Origin of the sequence: Caldimonas brevitalea, assembly GCF_001017435.1 — a bacterium.
GTDB lineage: Bacteria > Pseudomonadota > Gammaproteobacteria > Burkholderiales > Burkholderiaceae_C > Caldimonas > Caldimonas brevitalea.
Window position 1 is genome coordinate 1,355,986 of sequence record NZ_CP011371.1, and the last position, 21,564, is coordinate 1,377,549.

14 protein-coding genes are annotated in these 21,564 nt (G+C 68.2%); 10 read left to right on the plus strand and 4 right to left on the minus strand.

Going from position 1 to position 21,564, the window contains the following annotated elements; genetic code table 11:
* Nucleotides 1-32: 32 nt before the first annotated feature.
* The 3 genes from ugpE to ugpB are packed head-to-tail and all read right to left on the minus strand — an operon-like array spanning nt 33 to nt 3,163.
* Entirely contained in the window at nt 33-887 is an 855-nt protein-coding gene (ugpE, locus tag AAW51_RS06000; protein WP_047193886.1) for a sn-glycerol-3-phosphate ABC transporter permease UgpE, read from the minus strand.
* 21 nt (nt 888-908) lie between these two features.
* On the minus strand, nt 909-1,790 hold the full coding sequence (ugpA, locus tag AAW51_RS06005; protein ID WP_047193887.1) for a sn-glycerol-3-phosphate ABC transporter permease UgpA: 882 nt from the start codon (nt 1,788-1,790) through the stop codon (nt 909-911).
* 59 nt (nt 1,791-1,849) lie between these two features.
* Entirely contained in the window at nt 1,850-3,163 is a 1,314-nt protein-coding gene (gene ugpB, locus AAW51_RS06010; RefSeq protein ID WP_047193888.1) for a sn-glycerol-3-phosphate ABC transporter substrate-binding protein UgpB, read from the minus strand.
* Nucleotides 3,164-3,472: 309 nt separating this feature from the next.
* Here ugpB and AAW51_RS06015 point away from each other — a divergent pair, with 309 nt between their 5' ends.
* Nucleotides 3,473-7,363 (plus strand): DUF3683 domain-containing protein, encoded by a 3,891-nt coding sequence (locus tag AAW51_RS06015; RefSeq protein ID WP_047193889.1) that lies wholly within the window; start codon nt 3,473-3,475, stop codon nt 7,361-7,363.
* 49 nt (nt 7,364-7,412) lie between these two features.
* Here the strand turns inward: AAW51_RS06015 and AAW51_RS27890 are convergent, their stop codons facing one another.
* The gene (locus AAW51_RS27890; protein ID WP_053013368.1) at nt 7,413-9,098 is read right to left on the minus strand and encodes an O-linked N-acetylglucosamine transferase, SPINDLY family protein; all 1,686 of its coding nucleotides are present in this window, start codon (nt 9,096-9,098) and stop codon (nt 7,413-7,415) included.
* 141 nt (nt 9,099-9,239) lie between these two features.
* On the opposite strand from AAW51_RS27890, the gene AAW51_RS06025 reads away from it, so the two are divergent.
* The 9 genes from AAW51_RS06025 to epsE all read left to right on the plus strand — a co-directional run bounded on the left by AAW51_RS06025 (nt 9,240) and on the right by epsE (nt 21,557).
* Complete coding sequence (locus AAW51_RS06025; protein WP_047197465.1) at nt 9,240-9,728, plus strand: HIT family protein; 489 nt, start codon at nt 9,240-9,242, stop codon at nt 9,726-9,728.
* A 188-nt stretch (nt 9,729-9,916) separates the two neighbouring features.
* On the plus strand, nt 9,917-14,050 hold the full coding sequence (locus tag AAW51_RS27895) for a filamentous hemagglutinin N-terminal domain-containing protein (RefSeq protein WP_083438110.1): 4,134 nt from the start codon (nt 9,917-9,919) through the stop codon (nt 14,048-14,050).
* Nucleotides 14,037-15,440: a FecR family protein gene (locus AAW51_RS27900; RefSeq protein ID WP_083438111.1), complete on the plus strand. Its 1,404-nt coding sequence runs from the start codon at nt 14,037-14,039 to the stop codon at nt 15,438-15,440. Before AAW51_RS27895 ends, AAW51_RS27900 begins: the two co-directional genes overlap by 14 nt.
* Before the next feature lie 27 nt (nt 15,441-15,467).
* Nucleotides 15,468-17,120: a ShlB/FhaC/HecB family hemolysin secretion/activation protein gene (locus tag AAW51_RS06040; RefSeq protein ID WP_083438112.1), complete on the plus strand. Its 1,653-nt coding sequence runs from the start codon at nt 15,468-15,470 to the stop codon at nt 17,118-17,120.
* Nucleotides 17,121-17,153: 33 nt separating this feature from the next.
* Nucleotides 17,154-17,579, plus strand: coding sequence for a gamma-butyrobetaine hydroxylase family protein (locus AAW51_RS06045; protein ID WP_047193891.1), 426 nt, complete (start codon nt 17,154-17,156; stop codon nt 17,577-17,579).
* Nucleotides 17,580-17,721: 142 nt separating this feature from the next.
* Nucleotides 17,722-18,453: a bifunctional demethylmenaquinone methyltransferase/2-methoxy-6-polyprenyl-1,4-benzoquinol methylase UbiE gene (gene ubiE / locus AAW51_RS06050; RefSeq protein WP_047193892.1), complete on the plus strand. Its 732-nt coding sequence runs from the start codon at nt 17,722-17,724 to the stop codon at nt 18,451-18,453.
* A complete protein-coding gene (locus AAW51_RS06055) occupies nt 18,450-19,475 on the plus strand; it encodes a Tim44 domain-containing protein (RefSeq protein ID WP_157359630.1) in 1,026 nt (341 codons plus the stop codon). The genes ubiE and AAW51_RS06055 overlap by 4 nt, the downstream gene beginning before the upstream one ends.
* 106 nt (nt 19,476-19,581) lie before the next feature.
* On the plus strand, nt 19,582-20,748 hold the full coding sequence (locus AAW51_RS06060) for an EpsD family peptidyl-prolyl cis-trans isomerase (protein WP_238947771.1): 1,167 nt from the start codon (nt 19,582-19,584) through the stop codon (nt 20,746-20,748).
* Nucleotides 20,745-21,557, plus strand: coding sequence for a polysaccharide export protein EpsE (gene epsE, locus AAW51_RS06065; RefSeq protein ID WP_053013371.1), 813 nt, complete (start codon nt 20,745-20,747; stop codon nt 21,555-21,557). The genes AAW51_RS06060 and epsE overlap by 4 nt, the downstream gene beginning before the upstream one ends.
* Nucleotides 21,558-21,564: the final 7 nt, after the last annotated feature.

Sequence of the window (21,564 nt, forward strand, 5' to 3'; positions counted from 1 at the left end):
GGGTCTCGGAAACTTGGGGGTGGGGGCCGGCGTCACTTCTCGGTGTCGACCAGGCCCTTGACGAACCACTTCTGCATCAGCACCACCACCACGGCCGGCGGCAGCATGGCGAGCAGGGCAGTGGCCATCACGACGTTCCATTCGGTGTAGGCCTCGCCGGCCACCAGGCGCTTGATGCCCATCACGACCGGCGTCATGTCTTCGCTGGTCGTCACCAGCAAGGGCCACAGATACTGGTTCCAGCCGTAGATGAACTGGATCACGAACAAGGCGGCGATCGAGGTGCTGGACAGCGGCAGCAGCACGTCCTTGAAAAAGCGCATCGGGCCGGCGCCGTCGATGCGGGCGGCTTCGGCCAGTTCTTCGGGCACCGTCAGGAAAAACTGTCGGAACAAAAACGTCGCGGTGGCCGAGGCGATCAAGGGCACGGTCAGGCCCGCATAGGTGTTCAGCATGCCGAGCTGGCTGACCACTTCGTAGGTCGGCCCGATGCGCACCTCCACCGGCAGCATCAGCGTCACGAAGATCATCCAGAAGCACAGCTGCCGCAGCGGAAAGCGGAAGTAGACGACCGCAAACGCCGACAGCAGAGAGATGGCGATCTTGCCGAATGCGATCACCAGCGCGCTCACCAGGCTGACCCACATCATGCGGCCCACAGGCGCCTTGACGCCGCCGTAATCGCCCTCGCCGCCGAACAGCGCCCGGGTGTAGGTGGCGACGAACTGGTCGCCGGGCCATAGCGACAGTGGTCGGCTCTGGGCGATCTGCTCGGCGCTGTAGGTCGAGGCGACGAAGGTCACATAGACCGGGAAGGCGACGATCAGCACGCCCAGGATCAGCACCAGGTGCGACAGCAGCGTCAGCGCGGGGCGGCGTTCAACCATGCGGTGGGTGTCCTCGGTCGGTCAATACTGCACCTTACGCTCAACATAGCGGAACTGCACCACAGTGAGCGCGATGACGATCACCATCAGCACCACCGACTGCGCCGCCGAGCCACCCATGTCCATCGCCTTGAAGCCGTCGTAATAGAGCTTGTAGACCAGGATCGCGGTCTCCTTGCCCGGGCCGCCCTGGGTGGCCGCGTCGACGATCGCGAAGGTGTCGAAGAAGGCGTAGACGACGTTGATCACCAGCAGGAAAAACGTGGTCGGCGACAGCAGCGGGAACACGATGGTCCAGAAGCGTCGCCAGGGGCCGGCGCCGTCGATGGCCGCGGCCTCGATCAGCGAGCGCGGGATGGACTGCAGGCCGGCCAGGAAAAACAGGAAGTTGTACGAGATCTGCTTCCAGACCGCGGCAATCACCACCAGCGTCATCGCGTCACCCGCCTGCAGCAGATGGTTCCAGTCGACGCCGATGGTGTGCAGGGCATGGCTGACCACGCCGATCGACGGCGCGAACAGGAACAGCCACAGCACGCCGGCCACGGCCGGTGCGACGGCATAGGGCCAGATCAGCAGCGTGCGGTAGGCGAGGGCGCCGCGCACCACCCGGTTGGCCATGGTCGCCAGCAGCAGCGCGATCGACAGCCCGCAAGCGGCCACCAGCACCGAAAACAGCGCCGTCGTCTTGAACGATGCAAGGTAGCTCTCGTCGTGCCACAGCCGCTCGAAGTTCTGCAGGCCGACAAACTCGACCGACATGCCGAAGGCGTCCTGCGACAGCAGGCTCTGGTAGAGCGCCTGGGCGGCCGGCCAGAAGAAGAACACCAGCACCACCGCCATCTGCGGCGCGATGAGCACCCAGGGCAGCCAGCGGGACCGGAATCGGACGCGTTTTTCCATGCGGCATCACCCCCGGCGTTGCGTCGCCACGCCGGGGCCCGGGCCTGTCACGGGTCGGGTCAACGGCGGTTGGCCTGCTCGAAGCGCTGCAACTGCTCGTTGCCGCGTTTGACGGCCGCGTCGAGCGCCTCCTTCGGCTGCTTCTTGCCGGCCCACAACTGCTCGGTCTCCTCGTCGATGATGGTGCGGATCTGCACGAAGTTGCCGAGGCGGATGCCGCGCGACTTGTCGGTGGTCTTGCGCACCATCTGCGTCACGGCCACGTCGGTGCCCGGGTTCTGCTGGTAGAAGCCGGCCTTCTCGGTCAGCTCGTACGACGCCAGCGTGACCGGCAGATAACCGGTGCGCTGGTGGCTGGCGGCGGCCACCTCGGGCCGCGACAAGAACGCGAAGAACTGCGCCACGCCCTTGTAGTCCGGCGCCTTCTTGCCGGCCATCACCCACAGGCTGGCGCCGCCGATCACGGTGTTTTGCGGTGTGCCGGGCACGTCGGGGTAATAGGGCAGCGGGCCGATGCCGGCCGCGAACTTGGCGTTGCGCTTGATGTTGCCGTAGAGGCCCGACGAGCCGGTCATCATCGCGCACTCGCCGGAGACGAAGGTGGCATCGGCCGCGTTGCCGCGGCCCTTGTAGATGAACAGCCCCTGCTTGGCCATGTTGGCCAGGTTCTCGAAATGCCGCACATGCAGCGGCGAGTTGAACGACAGCCGTGCCGACGGGCCGCCGAAGCCATTGCGCTGGCTGGCGAACTCGACGTTGTGCCAGGTCGAGAAGCTCTCGAGCTGGGTCCAGCTGATCCAGCTGGTGGTGAACGGGCACTTGTGGCCGGCCGCCTTCAGCTGCCCGGCGGCGAGCGCCACCTCGGGCCAGCTCTTGGGCGGCCGGTCGGGGTTCAGGCCGGCGGCCTTGAAGGCGTCCTTGTTGTAGTGGAACACCGTCGTGGAGCTGTTGAACGGGAAGCTCAGCATCTGGCCGTTGGGCGCCGTGTAGTAGCCGCCAATGGCCGGCACATAGGCCTGCGGCTCGAACTTCTGCCCCGCTTCTTTCATGACCTCGGCCACCGGCTTGATGGCGCCCTTGGCCGCCATCATCGTCGCGGTGCCGACCTCGAGCACCTGCAGCACATGCGGCGCGTTGCCGGCGCGGAAGGCGGCCACCGCGGCCGTCATCGTCTCGTCGTAGGTGCCCTTGAAGGTGGGCACGATACGGTAGTCCTTCTGGCTCTCGTTGAACTGGCGCGCCAGGTCGTTGACCCACTCGCCCAGTGCGCCCCCCATCGAATGCCACCAGTGGATCTCGGTTTGCGCGTGTGCGGGCGCCCACGTCATCAGTCCGGCAAGGGCCAGTGCGCCGAGGGGGAAACGAGATTTCATCGATACAACTCCAGGGAACAAAAGGCGCCGCGTCGGGGGCGGCGGCAAACCGCGCATGGTCGTGCCGGTTTGTGACAGCGGCGTTTATGTGTCGGATCGTACAGGCAGAGCAAGGGGGAAAGCCCCACTGGCCGTCGCCCGCATCGGGCCTCTTGAGTGGCGGCCGCCGCTGTCTCGTGTCGCTGCTTCTGTCATGTTTTCCCGGCTTTCCGCTGCCCCGGATGGCCCCGGGCGGAGGCCGAGCGGCGGCGCTGCGGTAGGATTGCCGTTTAAGCGCAGTTACAACCACGCCTCACGCGCCCGGAGCCCATGAACGCACCGCTCCCCCTGAAGGACATCGCCGCCGCCCAGCTGGACGCCGGCCACGCAGCCCCCCGGCTGCGCGAGATCCCTTACAACTACACCTCGTTTTCCGACCGCGAGATCGTCATCCGCATCCTGGGCCCCCGCGCCTGGGAACTGCTGAGCCGGCTGCGTGAGGAGCGCCAGACGGGCCGATCCGCGCGCATGCTGTATGAGGTGCTGGGCGACATCTGGGTGGTGCAGCGCAACCCGTATCTGCAGGACGACCTGCTCGACAACCCGCGCCGCCGCAAGCTGCTGATCGACGCCTTGCACCACCGCTTGCGCGAGGTCGAGAAGCGGCGCACGCCGGGCGACGACCACGGCCGCGATGCCCTGGTGGGCGAGTTGCTGTTGGTGGCCCGCAAGGCCGTGACGAGTTTTGCCGAGCAGTTCGAGGCGGTGGCCCAGCTGCGCCGGCGTGCCGTCAAGGTGCTTGGCCGCCACACCGCGCGCGACAACATCAAGTTCGACGGCCTCAGCCGCGTGTCGCATGTGACCGACGCGACCGACTGGCGCGTCGAATACCCGTTCGTGGTGCTGACGCCCGACACCGAGGCCGAGATGGCCGCGCTGGTGAAGGACTGCATCGAGCTGGGCCTGACCATCATCCCGCGCGGCGGCGGCACCGGCTACACCGGCGGTGCCGTGCCGCTGACGTGGCAGTCGGCCGTCATCAACACCGAAAAGCTCGAGGCGATGACCGAGGTGGAGATGGTGTCGCTGCCCGGCCTCGACCGGCCGGTCGCCACCATCTGGACCGAGGCCGGCGTGGTGACGCAGCGCGTGGCCGACGCGGCCGAACGCGGCGGCCACGTGTTCGCGGTCGACCCGACCTCGGCTGAAGCCTCGTGCATCGGCGGCAACATCGCGATGAACGCCGGTGGCAAGAAGGCTGTGCTGTGGGGCACCGCGCTCGACAACCTGGCCTCCTGGCGCATGGTGACGCCCGAGGCGCAGTGGCTGGAGGTGGTGCGCCTGAACCACAACCTCGGCAAGATCCACGATGTCGAGGTGGCCAGCTTCGAGCTGCGTTATTTCGAGGCCGACGGCAAGACGCCGGTGCGCACCGAGCGGCTCGACATCCCGGGCCGCACCTTCCGCAAGGAGGGCCTGGGCAAGGACGTGACCGACAAATTCCTGGCCGGGCTGCCGGGCGTCCAGAAAGAAGGCTGCGACGGGCTGATCACGTCGGCACGCTGGGTGGTGCACCGCATGCCCGCCCATGTGCGCACGGTCTGCCTCGAGTTCTTCGGCAACGCCAAGGACGCGGTGCCCAGCATCGTCGAGATCAAGGACTACATGTTCGCCGAGGCCAAGCGGGGCGGCGCCATCCTGGCCGGCCTTGAGCACCTGGACGACCGCTACCTGAAGGCGGTGGGCTACGCCACCAAGTCCAAGCGCGGCGTGTTGCCCAAGATGGTGCTGATCGGCGACATCGTCGGCGACGACCCGGACGCGGTGGCGAAAGCAACCTCGGAGGTGGTGCGGCTCGCCAACGGCCGCGCCGGTGAAGGTTTCGTGGCCGTGTCGGCCGACGCCCGCAAGAAGTTCTGGCTCGACCGCAAGCGCACCGCCGCCATCTCGAAGCACACCAACGCCTTCAAGATCAACGAAGACGTGGTGATCCCGCTGCCCCGCATGGGCGAGTACACCGAGGGCATCGAGCGCATCAACATCGAGCTGTCGCTGCGCAACAAGCTTGCGCTGGCCGAGCGGCTCGAGGCCTATTTCATGGCCGGGCAGCTGCCGCTGGGCAAGGGCGACGACGCCAACGACATCCCCAGCGCCGAGCTGCTCGAAGACCGCGTGCAACAGGCCCTGACCGTGATCCGCGACACCGCGGCGCTGTGGCAGCGCTGGCTGCACCAGCTCGACATGGTGCAGCCCGACAGCGGCCGCAGCTTCTTCTCGCAGCTGCAGGACCACAGCCTGCGCGCTTCGTGGAAGACGCAGATCCTGAAGCCGCTGCAAGGCATCTTCGCCGGCGCCGCGTTCGCGCCCATCGTCGACGAGTGCAAGCGGCTGCACAAGGAGGTGCTGCGCGGGCGCGTCTGGGTGGCACTGCACATGCACGCTGGTGACGGCAACGTGCACACCAACATCCCGGTCAACAGCGACAACTACGAGATGCTGCAGACGGCCCACGAGGCGGTCGGCCGCATCATGAAGCTGGCCCGCAGCCTCGACGGCGTGATCTCGGGCGAGCACGGCATCGGCATCACCAAGCTCGAGTTCCTGACCGACGCCGAGATCCGCGAGTTCACGGCCTACAAACGCCGCGTCGACCCGGAAGGCCGCTTCAACAAGGGCAAGCTGATGCGCGAGCCCGGCTTGTTCGCCGACCTGACCAATGCCTACACGCCCAGCTTCGGGCTGATGGGGCATGAGTCGCTGATCATGCAGCAGTCGGACATCGGCGCGATCTCCGAGTCGATCAAGGACTGCTTGCGCTGCGGCAAGTGCAAGCCGGTGTGCGCGACCCACGTGCCGCGCGCCAACCTGCTGTACAGCCCGCGCAACAAGATTTTGGCCACCTCGCTGCTGGTCGAGGCCTTCCTGTACGAAGAGCAGACGCGCCGCGGCGTGTCGATCAAGCACTGGGAGGAGTTCGAGGACGTCGCCGACCACTGCACGGTGTGCCACAAGTGCGCCAACCCTTGCCCGGTGAAGATCGACTTCGGCGACGTGTCGATGAACATGCGCAACCTGCTGCGCAAGATGGGCAAGAAGAGCTTCCGGCCGGGCAACAAGATGGCGATGATGATGCTCAACGCCACCAACCCCGAGACCATCAAGCTGTTGCGCACGGCGACGGTCGATGTCGGTTTCAAGGTCCAGCGCCTGGCCAACAACGTGCTGCGCAGCGTGGCCCGGCGCCAGACGGCGAAGCCGCCGGCCACCGTCGGCACGGCGCCGATCCGCGAGCAGGTGATCCACTTCATCAACAAGAAGATGCCGGGCGGCTTGCCGAAAAAGACCGCGCGCGCGCTGCTGGACATCGAAGACAAGGACTACGTCCCCATCATCCGCAACCCGCAGACCACCAGCGCCGAGACCGAAGCGGTGTTCTATTTCCCCGGCTGCGGCTCGGAGCGCTTGTTCTCGCAGGTGGGCCTGGCGACGCAGGCGATGTTGTGGCATGCCGGCGTGCAGACCGTGCTGCCGCCGGGCTACCTCTGCTGCGGCTATCCGCAGCGCGGTGCTGGCCAGTTCGACAAGGCCGAGAAGATCATCACCGACAACCGGGTGCTGTTCCACCGTGTGGCCAACACGCTGAACTACCTCGACATCAAGACCGTGGTGGTGAGCTGCGGCACCTGCTACGACCAGCTGCAGGGCTACGAGTTCGACAAGATCTTCCCGGGCTGCCGCATCATCGACATCCACGAGTTCTTGCTCGAGAAGGGTCTGAAGATCGAGCCCAAGGGCACCTATCTGTACCACGACCCCTGCCACAGCCCGATGAAGCTGCAAGACCCGATGAAGACGGTCAAGGCGCTGGTCGGCGACAACGTGGTGAAGAACGAGCGCTGCTGCGGTGAGTCGGGCACCCTGGGCGTGACCCGCCCGGACATCTCGACGCAAGTGCGCTTCCGCAAGCAGGAAGAGCTGCGCAAGAGCGAGGCGGCGATGCGCGCCAGCGGCGCCGTCGGCGAGCAGGAGAACCTGAAGATCCTGACCTCGTGCCCCAGCTGCCTGCAGGGCCTGAGCCGCTACGGCAACGACCTGAACAACGGGCTGCTCGAAGCCGATTACATCGTCGTCGAGATGGCGCGCCAGATCCTCGGCGAGGACTGGATGCCGCAGTACGTGGCGCGCGCCAACCAGGGCGGTATCGAGCGCGTGCTGGTCTGACGCGCCGCTGCTGCGGTCGACACGCCCCGCTCGCGGGGCGTGTTCATTTTTATTGCGCCTCGTCGACGATCCGCAACGACGCCGGCGGCAGCCCTTGCAGATGGCGCTGCCAGATGCGCGTGAAGGCCTGTTCCCACCAGCGCGCCTGCCGCGCCGGATCGAGTGCCGGGCTCAGATGGGGGCCGCCCGGCAGGTGCTGCTGCAACTGCTCGCGCCAGCGCCGGCGCAGCGACCCGTCGGCGGCCCAGCGTGCCACCGATTCGACGTACTCCCGCGCGGTCGCGGTGCAGGCGTCGTCCAGCCCGACCGCCTGCAAGATCGCGTGGCCGATGCGGCCGGCCGGCCCGGGGCCGAGCACGGTCACGGCCGGCACACCCTGCGCCAGCGCCTCGAGCAGCGTGGTGTGGCCGCCCATCGGCGTGGCGTCGAGAAACAGGTCGGCGACACCCAGCCGGGCCTGGTGTGCGGCCCAGGAGGTGGCCGGCGCGATCCACTCCCGTTCCGGGCCGATGCCGTGGCGGGCCAGGCCGGCGCGCCAGGCGGCATCGGTGGCGGGCTTGCTTTCGAGTCGCCACAGCACGGCCTGCGGGCAGCGCTGCAACACCGCCGCCCACAGCGCCAGACACTCGGGCGACAGCTTGTAGCTCTGGTGCGTGGCGGCCAGCACCAGGGCGTCGGCTGGCAGGCCGAGCGCGGCCCGGTCGGGCCGGGCGGCGGGGGCACCGGGCATACCGCGGCCGAGCACATAGGGTGTGGCGGGAAATTCGATCAGCGCTTCGTCCCAGTGCGCGTGCGCGGCGGGCGGCACCGTGATCGGGTCGATCACCGCATAGTCGACCAGCCCGCGCCCATGCGGGTAGTAAGACGCGAGCCCGTTGACGATCAGCTGCGCGGGGCGGTGCAGCAGCACCTCGGCGACCGGGCTCTGCTGGAAGCTGCCGAGCGACCAGACGATGTCGTAGCCGTCGGCGCGCATGGCCTGGGCGACCTCGGCCGGGTCTTCGCCGGCCCGGTGTTGCCAGGCGTCGCACAGGCCGCGCAGATCGTCGGTGTAAACATCGACGTCGGGGTCGAGGTAGATGCCGGTCAGGTGCAGCCGGGCGCGGTCGAGCCCGGCGACCACGTCCCGGTGCAGAAAATAGGTCGGGTGGCGCCGGAAGCCGCCGCCCAGCAGCGCGATCCGCAAGCGGCCGTCGGTCCGCGGTGAAGGCGCGCTTGCAGCGGCCGGACGTGCAGCGGGCGACGGCGCATGGTCGTCCGCGAAGCGACGCGTCAACGCGGCGATCAGGCCGTCGTCGCTGCCGAAGGAGAAGGCGTCGAACACCAGCGAGCGGTGCAAGGGCACACCGGCACAACGCTGGGCCAGTGCCTCGAGCGCGGCGACAAAGCCGGGGCGGTACTCCCAGCGGCCCTGCCGCATCGCGTAGGCACACAGCAGGCCCTGCACCTGGTGTGCGTCCCAGCCGACGGCGAGCACGTCGGCGAGCGCCCGGTCGGTGTGCGGATGCTGCAGCAGCGCAAGACGGTCGTCGGGGCCGATGTAGCGGATCGTCTCGGTCGACGCACGCAACTCGCCGAGAGCGGCCAGCGTGCACGCATAGCCGAACCACAAGGCCGGGCGGATCTGCTCGGCCGGCACCGCGCGCAGCACGGCGTCGAAGCACGCCCGGGCCGTGCGGAAGTCGGCGCTGTGGAGCGCCAGCCGGGCCTGCTGCAAGGTCTCGGCGGCCTTCATGCGGTGCCGCGTGCCAGCGCGCTGGGGCGAGCGCCAGAGTGCTGCTGCAACGCTCGATAATGACGCTTCACGCGGGCGGCACATCGACAGCAAGTGCGGCCCGAAACGTCCATGATGCTGTGGCTGTTCGATGGGATCACGATGGCTCGACACACGGAAGAAGAGAACGCCCGGGACCGGGCGGCGGCACTGCATCCCGCCTGCGAATTGTGCCGCTCGCCCGGCGGGATGCTGGTGTTGCAACGGCCGCACTGGCGCCTGGTGCGCGTCGAAGACCAGGACTTCCCGGCCTACTACCGCGTCATCTGGAACGCGCATTGCGCCGAACTGACCGACCTCACGCCCGAGCAACGTCACGAATGCCTGGACGCGGTGGCCGAGGTCGAGGCGGTGTTGCGGCGCCACCTGCGCCCCACCAAGATCAACCTGGCGGCGTTCGGCAACATGGTGCCGCATCTGCACTGGCACATCATCGCCCGCCATGTGTGGGACAGCCACTTTCCGCAGCCGGTATGGGGCCCGCGGCAGCGTGAGGTGCCGGAGGGGGCGCGGGCCCGGCTCGCCGCCACGCCGGCCACGCTCGACCAAGCGATGCGCGAGGCTTTCGGCCCCACATCCGAAGCGAAATGACAGCGGGGGCGGCAGCACCGCCGGGCATCCCTAGTCCGAGGGTTGGCCGTTGCAGCCTTCGGTGATGTAATCCCTGGGCTTTTCGACCCTCCCTCGAGGGCAGGGGCCTGAACAGGCCGCGCGCCGCAAGGGCGCCGTGAGGAAGCGCCGCTGGTTCCCGCCTTCGCCGGGACGCGGAGGAGAGCATCATGACCGCACCTATGTCCTTCACCAACGTGCCCTATCCTGTGTCCTGCGCGGACAGCGGCGTGTCGACGCTGCCGCGCCGGCGAACGGCAGCATCGAAAACCCCGGCCCGCGCGACGCGGCGCTTCGCGGTCCAGCCGCTGGCCGCCGCGCTGGCGTTGGGCTTCGCGTCGTCGGGCCTGCTGGCTTTGCCGCAGGGGGCTCAGGTGGTGCAGGGCAACGTGCAGATCCACCAGCAAGGCTCGCACTTGCAGGTGCGCAACACGGCGGGCGCCATCATCCAGTGGCAAAGCTTCGGCATCGGCAGCGGCCAGAGCGTGTACTTCCAGCAGCAGGGCGCGCACAGCAGCGTGCTCAACCGCGTGACGGGCGGCAGGCCGAGCGAGATCCTCGGCACGCTCGGCTCGAATGGGCGGGTGTTCCTGATCAACAGCGCCGGCATCGTGTTCGGTCGCGGCGCCGTGCTCGACACGGCCGGCTTCACCGCGTCGACGCTCAATGTCAGCGACACCGACTGGCGGGCCGGCAAGGTGCGGCTGCAGGCCGACGGTGTGCCGGGGGGCATTGCGATCACTGGGGCCGTGCAGGCGCATGGCGACGTCTACCTGATCGCGCCGCAGATCACCAACCAAGGTGTGTTGAAGGTCGAGCAGGGCCACGCCATCCTGGCGGCCGGCCAATCGGTCACCATCACCGGCCGCGGCCTCGAAGGCGTGCAGCTCGAAGTGGCCAACCGCGGCGACACGGTGCTCAACCTCGGCTCGGTCGAAGCGGGCGCGGTGGGCCTGTTTGCCGGTACGTTGAAGCAGCGCGGCATGGTGCACGCTGACGGGCTCGAAACGGTGGACGGCAAGGTGTGGCTGAAGGGTCGGCACCAGACCGAGGTCGCGGGTGCGGTCAGCGCACGAAACGGCGAACGCGGTGGTCAGATCGTCGTGACCGGCGAACAGACGCACGTGCTCGACGGCGCGACGCTGGACGCCTCCGGCCGCCAGGGCGGGGGCGCGGTGCTGGTGGGCGGCGGCTGGCAGGGCCGCGATGCCACGATTGAGAATGCCGGCAGCACCAGCGTGGCGCCGGGTGCGACCCTGAAGGCCGACGCGGTCGAGGTGGGCGATGGCGGCACCGTGGTGGTGTGGTCCGACGGCCGCACCGTTTCGCGCGGCAAGCTCAGCGCCCGCGGCGGTGCACGCGGCGGCAACGGCGGCCGGGTCGAAACCTCGGGCAAGACCTTGCTGCGCAGCGGCGTGCCCGACGTCTCGGCACCGATGGGTCAGGGCGGCCGCTGGCTGCTCGACCCGGAGTCGATCGTGATCCGCGCCGGCTCGGGCTCGACCAACTTCGACGGCAACCTGCCCGAAGAAGAACTCCCGGGCCAGGCCACCGAGGTCTTCGAAAGCGAATTGGAGGCCTTCTTTTCGTTCGGCTCCACCGTCACGATCGAAGCCACCCGGGCCATCACCGCCGAAGGCTGGGGCGCCGAGAGCGAGCTGCTGATGGCCCCCGGCGTCTCGCTGTGGCTCGAAACCAAGCAGGCGGGCTGTGCGACGGGCGCCGCCTGCGGCATCAATTTGCGCGACGGCGGCCCGACCCGCATCGCCACCCGCAACTTCATCTCGGGCAGCACCTTCGTCGGCGACATCACGCTGCTGGCCGGGACCGACAGCGCCCAGAACGCGGGGCCGGTCAAGGCGAGCGTCGCGCTGAACGACGTCAGCACCGATGGCGGGCGCCTGAGGGTGCAGGCGGTGGGCGACCTCACCGCGCGCGTTGTCAACACGGCGCCGACCTTCGCGTCCGAATTCACCGGCGGCGGTTCTCAACCGGCCAACACGGTCAGCTTGCGCTCGTCTGCCGGCAGCATCGAAATCGACAGCCTGCGCACCCGGGACGTCGAAGGCGGGCGGCGCGCGGCGGTCGAAGTGGTCACGCAAGCGCCCGATGGCGACGTGACGCTGCACGACGTCGAGGCGGACCTGTGGGGCAGCGTCGGGCGCGACCTGCACGCCCGCACGTCGAACGAGCTGGGCCTGGGCGCGGTGACGGAAGGCGCGAGCGCGAGCACGGTGGTGCGTGGCCTGAGCGTCGGCCGTTTGCTCGACGCTGGTTCCGACTCGAGCGGCGGCGTGCAGCTGCGCGCCGCGGTGACGGCGGGCACCGAGGCTCGCTTCACCGGGCTGGGCTCGTTCCGCATCGACACCGGCGAGACCGGCGGGGACGGCACCCTCGCAGCCCCCAAGGTGAGCTTTCAAGGCAACGGATTCCAGACCGTCGCGTTACAGGCAGGCGAGCTGGGCGGCGGCTTCGACGACGGGCTGACGATCGACCAGGGTGAGCTGGACCGCATCACCGCGGGCCGGCTGCTGGTGAGCACCATCGCCGGCGTCGGCGAAGGCACGCCGCCGAGCATCGAGATCCGCGGCGGCGAGGGCGGCGGCAACGTCAACCTGAGCCGTTTCGAACGGGTCGATTTCTTCACCGATGGCGAGGTGATCCAGTCGGGCTCCTCGCTGCAGACCGCCCACCTCGACATCACCGCGGCCCGGGTCGACCTGAGCGACACCGGCAACCAGCTCGGAAGCCTGGCGTTCCGCGTGCAAGGCAACGGGTTCTTCGACGGCACGGTGTCGGTCTTCAGCGACGGCCTGCGGGTCCTCGACGGCAGCGCCGAGCGCTCGATCCTCCCGGTGTCCGCATTGGCGGTCGTGGTGCCCAACCCGACGCTGCAGCTCGACGCGGGCGAGGGCAGCTTGGTGCTGGACGGCACGCTGACCTCCGACTCCCTGCGGCTCAGCGGCGCCAGCATCGTCAACGGCCCCAGCGGCAAGGGCCGCATCGAGGCCACCGCCGGCGGCGACGGTGCGGTTCAATTGTTTGCGTCCGGCGGGCTGATCGGCGGCTCGGACGCGGGCGACGCGATCCGTGTCCAGCTGGCGGCCGACGACGACAACCAGTTGTATGCCCAGACGTTGTCCGGCGGCCAGGTCGCACTGCACCTGGAGGGCGACGCGCCGGCCCGCACCGGACAGGTCGAAGTGCTGACGGGCAGCGGCTCGACCTTCTCGCGGGGCGTGTTGCTTGCCGATGCGAGCTTGCTGGTCGACAAATCGATGGGCAATTTCGACGACCTCGAGCTGCGCTCCCAAGGGGGCGACGTACAGCTCGGCACCGGCGTGCTGTCGGCGGGCAGCCGCCTGACGGTGCGCGCGGACCAGGGGTCGGTGCTCGGCGACGCCTCGGCCAAGGTCGCGCAGCTGCGCAGTGACACCGTGGTGCTGGCGGCCGCGAACCAGATCCGGGCGGCCACCGAGGCCGGCCGTCTGGACGCCCGGGTGGGCGTGGGCAGCGGGACCGCGGCGATCGAATTGAACAACCTCGGGACCGCCACGCTGCAAGTGCTGCAGGCGACCAACGACCGCGGCGACGTGACGCTGCGCACCCTCGGCGATCTGGACGTGCGCCCGGCCCGCGATGAGGTGGGCCCGCAGGTGCAGGGCGTCAATGTCAACCTGGAGGCCGGCGGCGCCTTGCGCATCATCGGCGCGCCGGCCCTCAGTGCCAAAGCGGCGCAGCGCGCCGGCCCCAACGCGGCGCCCCTGGCCTCGGGCGACGCCGGCGTGCTGGCGAACGAGAGCTTGCAGCTGAAGGCCGGCACCGAGGTGCTGATCCAGGGTGTCGACGGCGCCGCGTCGGCCGAAGGCGGCACGGTCACGATCGACGCCGCCTCCCTGACGGTTGGGGGCGGTAGCGCTGCCGGGGCCTACGGCGCGATCCGCTACGGCGACACACTGACCGTCAACATGCCCGCCAGCGGCGGCAGCGTGCGCTTCGTGCGCGGCAGCGGCGAGAACGCCGATGCGGTGGCCTATGCGACGGGCGCGAAGAACGTGCCGGTGCTGAACAACGTTGTCTGCGACGACAGCTGCACGGGCGATTACGGCACCGACGACCCCTTCGGCATCGCGAGCACCAATGCCGGCTTCATCCAAATAGCGCCGCCACCCCCACCGCCGCCTGGCGCCCCGGAAACCGGGGTGGACATCCCGGTGATCCAGGTGCTGGTGGAACTGCAGCGCACGCTCGAGACCGAGCGTTTCGGCAAGGTGGCAGTGGAGGCCGAAAATGTCTGTCGTTGACCAGAGCGCCCGATCCGGGCTGCGGCGTTGGGCGGCCTGGGGCCGGCTCGCCGTGACAGTGATGTGGGGCGCCGCGCTGGCGCTGCCTGCGCTCGCACAGCAGCGCGTCGGTGAGGTCGATTTCGCACGTGGCGTCGGGTTTGCCCAGTTGCAGGGCCAGGCGCCGCGCACGCTCGGCAAGGGCCTGCCGCTGAACGAGGGCGACCGGCTCAGCACCGGCGCCGCGTCGTTCGCGATCGTGAAACTGAACGACGGCACCCGCATGACACTGCGGCCCAATTCCGACCTGCTGCTGCGCACCTTCCGCTTCCGCGAAAACGCCACCGACAACTCGATGGTGACGCAGCTGTTCCGCGGCGGTTTCCGCGCCATCACCGGCTTGATCAACAAGACCTCGCCCAACGCCGCGCAGGTGCAGACGGCCACCGCCACCATCGGCATCCGCGGCACCGACTTCGACGCCCGGCTGTGTGCGGCCAGCGAATGTCGCGAGGAATCGACCCGGGTGGCGCAGCCGACCCGGCCCAACGCGGTGCAGGCCAGCGCCAAGCTGGCGGTGATGCGCGGTGATGTCTACGCCGAAGACGGCGCGGGCGCGCGCCGCCGACTGGCGCTGGGCGGCCCGGTCTATCCGGGCGATGTGGTGGAAACCGGCGCCGGCACCTTCGCGTTGCTGGTGTTTCGCGACCAGAGCCGCACCGCATTGGCGGCGAACAGTCGGCTCAAGGTGGAGAACTTCGTGTTCGATGCGAAGTCGCCGGCGGAAGGGTCGTTCCTGGTGCGTTTGGCGCGCGGGTCGATGCGAGCGCTGACCGGGGTCATCGGGCGGGCCAACCCGAACCGGGTCGGCATCGCGACCGCCACGGCGACCATCGGCATCCGCGGCACCGGCTTCGACATCGTGTGCACCGGGGTGTGTGCCGGTGAAGCCGGGCCGGCCGGGTCCGGCCTCACGCTGTACACCTGGGAAGGCACTGTGGCGGTGACACCCGCCGGCGGCGGCGAAGAACTGGTGGGCCAGGGCCAGGGGCTGCACGTCGGCCCGGCCGGTGTGCGCCGGCTCGACGCCGGGCCGCAGATCGACGCGCCGCGGCCCGACGAGGTGCAGGTCGATCTCGACGCCTTGTTCGGCACCGAGCCGCTCGGCGACGACCCCGAGGGTTTGTATGTGTACGTGCGCGACGGCCACGTCGAGATCGCCACGGCCGGCGAAGTGCTGCAGCTCGGCCGCGGCGAGGCGGGCTGGGCTTCGCCTGGCGGTGAGACCAAACGGCCGGCCGCGCTGCCCCTGTTCATCGAGTTCGACCGGACGCCATTGCCCGACGTCGAGCATCCTGCCCTCTACAGTCTGTTGAGCGACCTGCTGCCCGGTGCAGAGGTCTGCCGCTGACCGGCTTGTCATCGAAGGGACGTATTGATGAAGCATCCATCCCGACGCGCCGCAAGGCCGGCACCCGCCCGCCTTGCGGCCGCGGCGCTGCTGGCCTGGGCGGCCCACGGGGCTGCCGGGGCGCAGGAGCCCCGCACGCCGGCGGTGTCGGCACCGCCCGAGGCGGTGTTTCCGATCAAGGGTTTCGCGATCAACGGCGAAAACCCGCTCGGCAGCGGCGAAACCAGCGAGATCCTGGCGCCCTTTTTGCGCGCAGACGCGACGCTCGAGGTGCTGCAGCGCGCCACCGCCGCGCTGGAGAAGGCCTTGCAGGACCGCGGCTACTCGCTCTACCGCGTGGTGCTGCCGCCGCAAGCCCTGAGCGACACCATCACGCTCAACGTGGTCCGCTTCGCGCTGGGCAAGGTGCAGTTGCAAGGCAACGGACCGCATTTCGACGATGCGAATGTGCGCCGCGCACTGCCCAGCCTGAAGGAAGGCACGTCGCCGAATCTGCTCAAACTCGCGCGGGAGACGGCGGTCGCCAACGAAAATCCGTCGCGTCAGCTGGTGGTGTCGCTCAAGCAGGCACCCGACGACGAGAGCCTGCACGCCACGGTGCGGGTGACCGAGCAGCGACCCTGGTCGGCCGGTGTGGCCTGGAACAACGCGGGCACGCGGGAGACCGGGCGCGACCGGCTGTCGGTCGCCGCCAGCTACAACAACCTGTTCAACCGCGACCACGTGCTGGGCGCGGCCTACACCACCTCGGTCGACCAACCCTCACACGTCAAACAGGTGGGGCTGACCTACCGCGCGCCGTTCTACGACTGGGGCGGCGTCGCTTTTGCCAGCGTGACCGACTCCGACGTGGTCGGCACCTTCGGGTTGACCGCCGCAGGCACCGACTACGGCACCTTCGAGAGCACCGCCGCCGGCCGCACCTACAAACTCGGCTATTCCCAATACCTGGTGCCCAAAGGCGGCTATCGCGCCTACATCACGTTCGCTTTTGAAGACAAGTTGTACCGGGCGGCGGAAGTCGACGGCCAGGCGGTGCAGGACGACCGCCGGTCGCGTCCGGTGTCGCTCGCGTTCATCGGACGCCGCGAAGCCGAGCGGCAGGTGTGGGCCTATCACCTCGAGTTCGCGCTGAACGTCGGCAGTGGCGGCGGCAACAGCCTGTCGGCCTACCGCACCGAGAACAGCGACATCGACACCATCCACTGGAAGGCGGTGCGCGGTGGTGCCAGCATTGCGCGCGAACTCGCCGGCGGCTGGCAGCTGCAGGCGCGCGGCGCGGCGCAGTGGAGCCCCGACCTTTTGATCGCGGGCGAAGCCTTCGGACTCGGCGGTGTCGGCTCGATCCGCGGCGTGCCGGACCGGGTGCTGTACGGCGACAGCGGGCTGTCGTTCAACCTCGAGGCGTACACGCCCGAATGGGTGCAGGGGCTGCGCGGCTCGGCCTTCGTCGACGCCGGCCTGGTGCGCAGCGATGTCGCCGACCGACCCGAACGGCGCCAGAAGGACCGCTTGGCGAGCGTGGGAGTCGGCCTGCGCTATGCTCACCCGAGCGGCGCGAACCTGAGCGCCGACTACGGCTACGTCGTCACCGGCAGCCGCGCCGACCGCACCGAAAACCCTTCGGTGCCCGACAAGGGTGACGACAAGTTCCACGTCAGCGTGTCATACGCCTTCTGATTTCCGGTTTCGACCGTCTCCCCAGCGTTTCCCATGGCCGGCCTTCAAAAAGACTCACCTCTGCCCACCGACATCACGGTGCATCAGCAAACGCGCCGGCTCGAAATCGCCTTTTCGGACGGCAAGCGTTTCGAGATTCCGTTCGAGTTGCTGCGCGTGTGCTCGCCGTCGGCCGAGGTGAAGGGCCACGGGCCGGGCCAGGAGGTGCTGCAGACCGGGAAACGCGAGGTGGAGATCATCGGGGTGCAGCCCGTCGGCCATTACGCCTTGCAGCCGACCTTCAGCGACGGACACGACAGCGGCATCTTCTCGTGGGACTACCTCTACCAGCTCGGCGCGGAGCAAGACCGCTACTGGTCGGACTATCTGGCCCGCCTGCAACAGGCCGGCGTGGACCGAGACGCACCGATGCCCGATCCGCGCGCCCCGGGGTGTGGCACCGGCGGGTCGACGCGTTGACATGCCGGTCCGTGACGTCTTTACATCGCCCTTTTGTATGTTTTTCACCTCAGTTCGCCTGAATGGGTGGGTTGATCACCCATTCATGTGCGGGGTTGTGGAAAAAATGGCTCACTCGGGCACTTAGGATCACTTCTTATATATGAGCAGCACCCATTTTGGTTTCGAGACGGTCGAAGAGGCCGAGAAGGCGCGGCGCGTGCGCGGCGTGTTCGACTCGGTGGCGTCGAAGTACGACGTGATGAACGACCTGATGTCGATGGGGCTGCACCGTGCCTGGAAGGCTTACACGGTGGCCGTCTCCGGCGCGCGCGAAGGCCAGCGTGTGCTCGACATCGCCGGCGGCACCGGCGACCTCGCCGCCGCCTTCGCCAAACGGGTCGGCAGCGCGGGCTGCGTGGTGCACACCGACATCAACGAGGCGATGCTGCGCGTCGGCCGCGACCGGCTGCTCGACCAGGGTGTGGTGCTGCCGACCTCGATCTGCGACGCCGAGACGCTGCCCTTCGCCCCCAACAGCTTCGACATCGTCAGCGTCGCCTTCGGGTTGCGCAACATGACCCACAAAGACAAGGCGCTGGCCGAGATGTGCCGTGTGCTCAAGCCGGGCGGCAAGCTGCTGGTGCTCGAGTTCTCCAAGGTCGCCCGGCCGCTCGAAAAGGCCTACGACTGGTATTCGTTCAACGTCCTGCCGCGTCTGGGGCAGTGGATCGCCGGCGACGCGCAGAGCTATCGCTACCTTGCCGAGTCGATCCGCATGCACCCGGGCCAGCAGGAGTTGAAGGGCATGATGAAGACGGCCGGTTTCGGCCATGTGGATGTTCACAACCTGACGGCCGGGGTGGTCGCGTTGCACGTCGGGATCAAGTGTTGAGGAGGCCGGCGGCGGCGCGTGATGGTCGCCGGAGCCGGCTTGGTGTCATGAATCTGTACAAGCTCGTGTTGTCCTTCTGCTGCGCGGCGCTGCTCGGTCCGTTCGGTGGCCCGGCCGCCGCCGCGCGACTGGCGTCGGGCGAAACGGGCGCGCAGCCCTCCGCCGACAGCGGTGCCAGGGGTGCGACCTGGTCCGGCGGCGCGACGGCCGCGGGCATGCAGAGAGGCGGCGAGGAGGAATTCCGGGCAGGGTTGCCAGCGGCGGCCGAATCGCTCGACCGGTCCGACGCCGGCCAGGAGCGGGCGTGGATCGGAGGGTTGGCCAGCGGACTGGGCCTGTCTGCGCTGCTGGCCCGGCTGGGAGTGGGCGCGGGCGTGGCCGATTGGACGGTGGCCGGACTGGCGCTGGTGCTGCTCGGGGCCCTGGGTTGGGGCTTGTGGCGCGCGGCGCGGCGTTTCTTGCCGGGTGGCGGGGCGCCGCTCGCATTCCAGGACGGACCGCAGACCAAACCGCGCTCGGGCGGCCGTTCGTCGTTTGCCGCCAGCGGCTATGAGCCGGCGTCCTTGGCGCCGGAGTCGAGTGTGCACTACGGCCCCAGTGGCGGCATCGACGAGGTGGCCTCGCGCACCGGCGAGTTTCGCTGGGGGGTGCCGAAGGGCTTCGACGCGGCCGGCTTCTTGCAGTCGGCCAAACGTAACTTTGTGCTCCTCCAGGAAGCCTGGGACCGGGCCGACCTCGAGGCGTTGCGGGCGCTGATGACCGACGACATGCTCGGCCACATCCGCCTGCAATTGGCGGAACGCGGCGACCAGCCCAACCGCACCGACGTGGTGACCCTGCAGGCCGAACTGCTCGGCGTCGAAGATGTGGGCACCACCTTCCTCGCCAGCGTCGAGTTTTCCGGCATGATCCGGGAAGAAATCACATCCGGTGCAGCCCCTTTTCGGGAGGTTTGGAATCTCACCAAACCGCGTGACGGATCCTCCGGCTGGTTGCTGGCGGGGGTCCAAGCCCTGCAATAAGACGCAGGCCCGGACAGGGCCGCCGCCCCTCGGGTTGGCACGTTCGCGTCAACGCCTTGTCATCGCGGCCTTTTAGGCTAGATGTTTCTGCAGCGTCTGAGACTTTTTGTTTCCGCAAAGCCCCTTAACCAGGGGTTACCTAGGTCGGAAGTCGCACCGGTACACTCGTCTTCGCTCTGCGGGCGGGTATCACGCCAGCCGCAGGGTTGATCGTCCGCGCAATAGTGGAAATCCTGGTCAAGCAAGACTTGACAAGCAATCAGCACCCTCTCAGGTGCAGGGAGCAGTTTCGAAGATGAGCACCATGCGTCGTCCTGTCGCTGTTACGGCCATGCGCAGCATCGCCGTCACATCTGCCGTGGTCGTGTCCGTGCTTCTCGCCGCTTGCGGCGAAGAGAAGGACAAGCCGGCCAGCCAAGTGGCCGCGAAGGTCAACAAGACTGAGATCTCGGTTCACCAGATCAACCACATGCTCCAACGCCAGCCGGGCCTCAAACCCGAGCAGGCCGAGGGCGCCAGCCGCACCGTGCTGGAGCGTTTGATCGACCAGCAACTGGCGGTACAGAAGGCCGAGGAAATGAAGCTCGACCGCGACCCGCGCGTGGTTCAGGCCATGGACGCCGCCAAACGCGAGATTCTGTCGCGCGTGTATCTCGAAAAGGTCGCCGAGGCCGCCTCCAAACCGTCTCCGGAGGAGGTGCGGTCTTACTACCAGGCGAAACCGGCCCTGTTCAGCCAGCGTCGGGTCTATAACTTGCAAGAGATCGCCATCCAAACCGACAAGGCGCAGCTCCCGGTTTTGCAGGAGCAGTTGAAGAGCGCCAAGTCCACCGGCGAATTCCTCGAGTACTTGAAAGCCAACAACATCAAGTTCGGTGTCAACCAGGCGGCACGTGCGGCCGAGCAGTTGCCGCTGAACATGCTCGACGCCTTCCATCAGATGAAGGACGGCCAGGCCATGATGGTGCCGACCGAAAACGGCGTGCAGGCCATCGTGCTGGTGGCGTCGCGCGAAATGCCGGTCGACGAGATCAAGGCGCGCCCTGCGATCGAACAGTTCATCCTCAACGAGCGCAAGCGCAAGGTGGTCGAGGACGAAATCAAGGCGCTGCGCAAGAACGCTGAAATTCAGTACGTGGGCAAGTTCGCCCAGGCTGCACCCGCCAAGGGCGACGCAGCCTCTGCGGCAGCAGCGCCCGCTCCGGCACCAGCCGGCTCCGCCGCGGCAGGCAACGATGCCGCGATCAGCAAAGGTTTGTCTGGACTGAAATGATGTTTTTTTCTCTTCGTCGATGGATTGCTGCGCTTTTTCTCCTGCTGACCTTCACCGGTGTCGGCGCCCAGGGGACCACCGCGCGTGAATACGTGATCGGCCCCGGGGACGTGGTGCGCATCAATGTGTTCCAAAGCCCCGACCTGACGCTCGAGACCCGCGTCAACGAATCCGGCAGCGTGACCTACCCGCTGCTGGGCCAGGTGCAACTGGGCGGTTTGACGATCGTGCAGGCCGAAAAGCGCATTGCCGAGGGCTTGCGTAGCGGCAACTTCGTCAAGCAGCCGCAGGTTTCGATCCTGATCGTGCAGGTGCGTGGCAACCAGGTGTCGGTGCTGGGCCAGGTCAACCGGCCGGGCCGCTATCCGCTCGAGATGGCCAACACCAAGCTGACCGACTTGCTGGCCATGGCCGGCGGCATTGCCGGCACCGGCGCCGACACCATCGTCGTCAACGGCACCCGCGGCAACAAGCCGTTCCGCGCCGAAGTCAGCCTGCCGAACATCTTCGTGTCCGGCAAGACGAGCGACGACATCGTGCTGCAGAACGGCGACGTGGTGTACGTGGACCGCATGCCCACCGTCTACATCTACGGCGAGGTGCAACGTCCCGGTGCGCTGCGCCTCGAGCGCAACCTGACGGTGATGCAAGCCCTGGCGACCGGTGGCGGCCTGACGCAGCGCGGCACCGAAAGGGGCCTGCGCGTGCACCGCCGCGGTCCTGACGGCAAAGTGCAGGTGATCCAGCCGACAATGGAAGACCTTTTGCGCGACGGCGACGTCGTCTACGTGCGCGAAAGCCTGTTCTAAGAAGGTG

Bases quoted from the DNA above. Each gene is read 5' to 3' on its own strand.
- AAW51_RS27895 (WP_083438110.1), top strand. From the start codon at position 9,917: ATGACCGCACCTATGTCCTTCACCAACGTGCCCTATCCTGTGTCCTGC.
- ugpA (WP_047193887.1), bottom strand. From the start codon at position 1,790: ATGGAAAAACGCGTCCGATTCCGGTCCCGCTGGCTGCCCTGGGTGCTC.
- epsE (WP_053013371.1), top strand. From the start codon at position 20,745: ATGATGTTTTTTTCTCTTCGTCGATGGATTGCTGCGCTTTTTCTCCTG.
- AAW51_RS06045 (WP_047193891.1), top strand. From the start codon at position 17,154: ATGGCCGGCCTTCAAAAAGACTCACCTCTGCCCACCGACATCACGGTG.
- AAW51_RS06015 (WP_047193889.1), top strand. From the start codon at position 3,473: ATGAACGCACCGCTCCCCCTGAAGGACATCGCCGCCGCCCAGCTGGAC.
- AAW51_RS06040 (WP_083438112.1), top strand. From the start codon at position 15,468: ATGAAGCATCCATCCCGACGCGCCGCAAGGCCGGCACCCGCCCGCCTT.
- AAW51_RS27890 (WP_053013368.1), bottom strand. From the start codon at position 9,098: ATGAAGGCCGCCGAGACCTTGCAGCAGGCCCGGCTGGCGCTCCACAGC.
- AAW51_RS06025 (WP_047197465.1), top strand. From the start codon at position 9,240: ATGGCTCGACACACGGAAGAAGAGAACGCCCGGGACCGGGCGGCGGCA.
- ugpE (WP_047193886.1), bottom strand. From the start codon at position 887: ATGGTTGAACGCCGCCCCGCGCTGACGCTGCTGTCGCACCTGGTGCTG.
- AAW51_RS27900 (WP_083438111.1), top strand. From the start codon at position 14,037: ATGTCTGTCGTTGACCAGAGCGCCCGATCCGGGCTGCGGCGTTGGGCG.
- ugpB (WP_047193888.1), bottom strand. From the start codon at position 3,163: ATGAAATCTCGTTTCCCCCTCGGCGCACTGGCCCTTGCCGGACTGATG.
- ubiE (WP_047193892.1), top strand. From the start codon at position 17,722: ATGAGCAGCACCCATTTTGGTTTCGAGACGGTCGAAGAGGCCGAGAAG.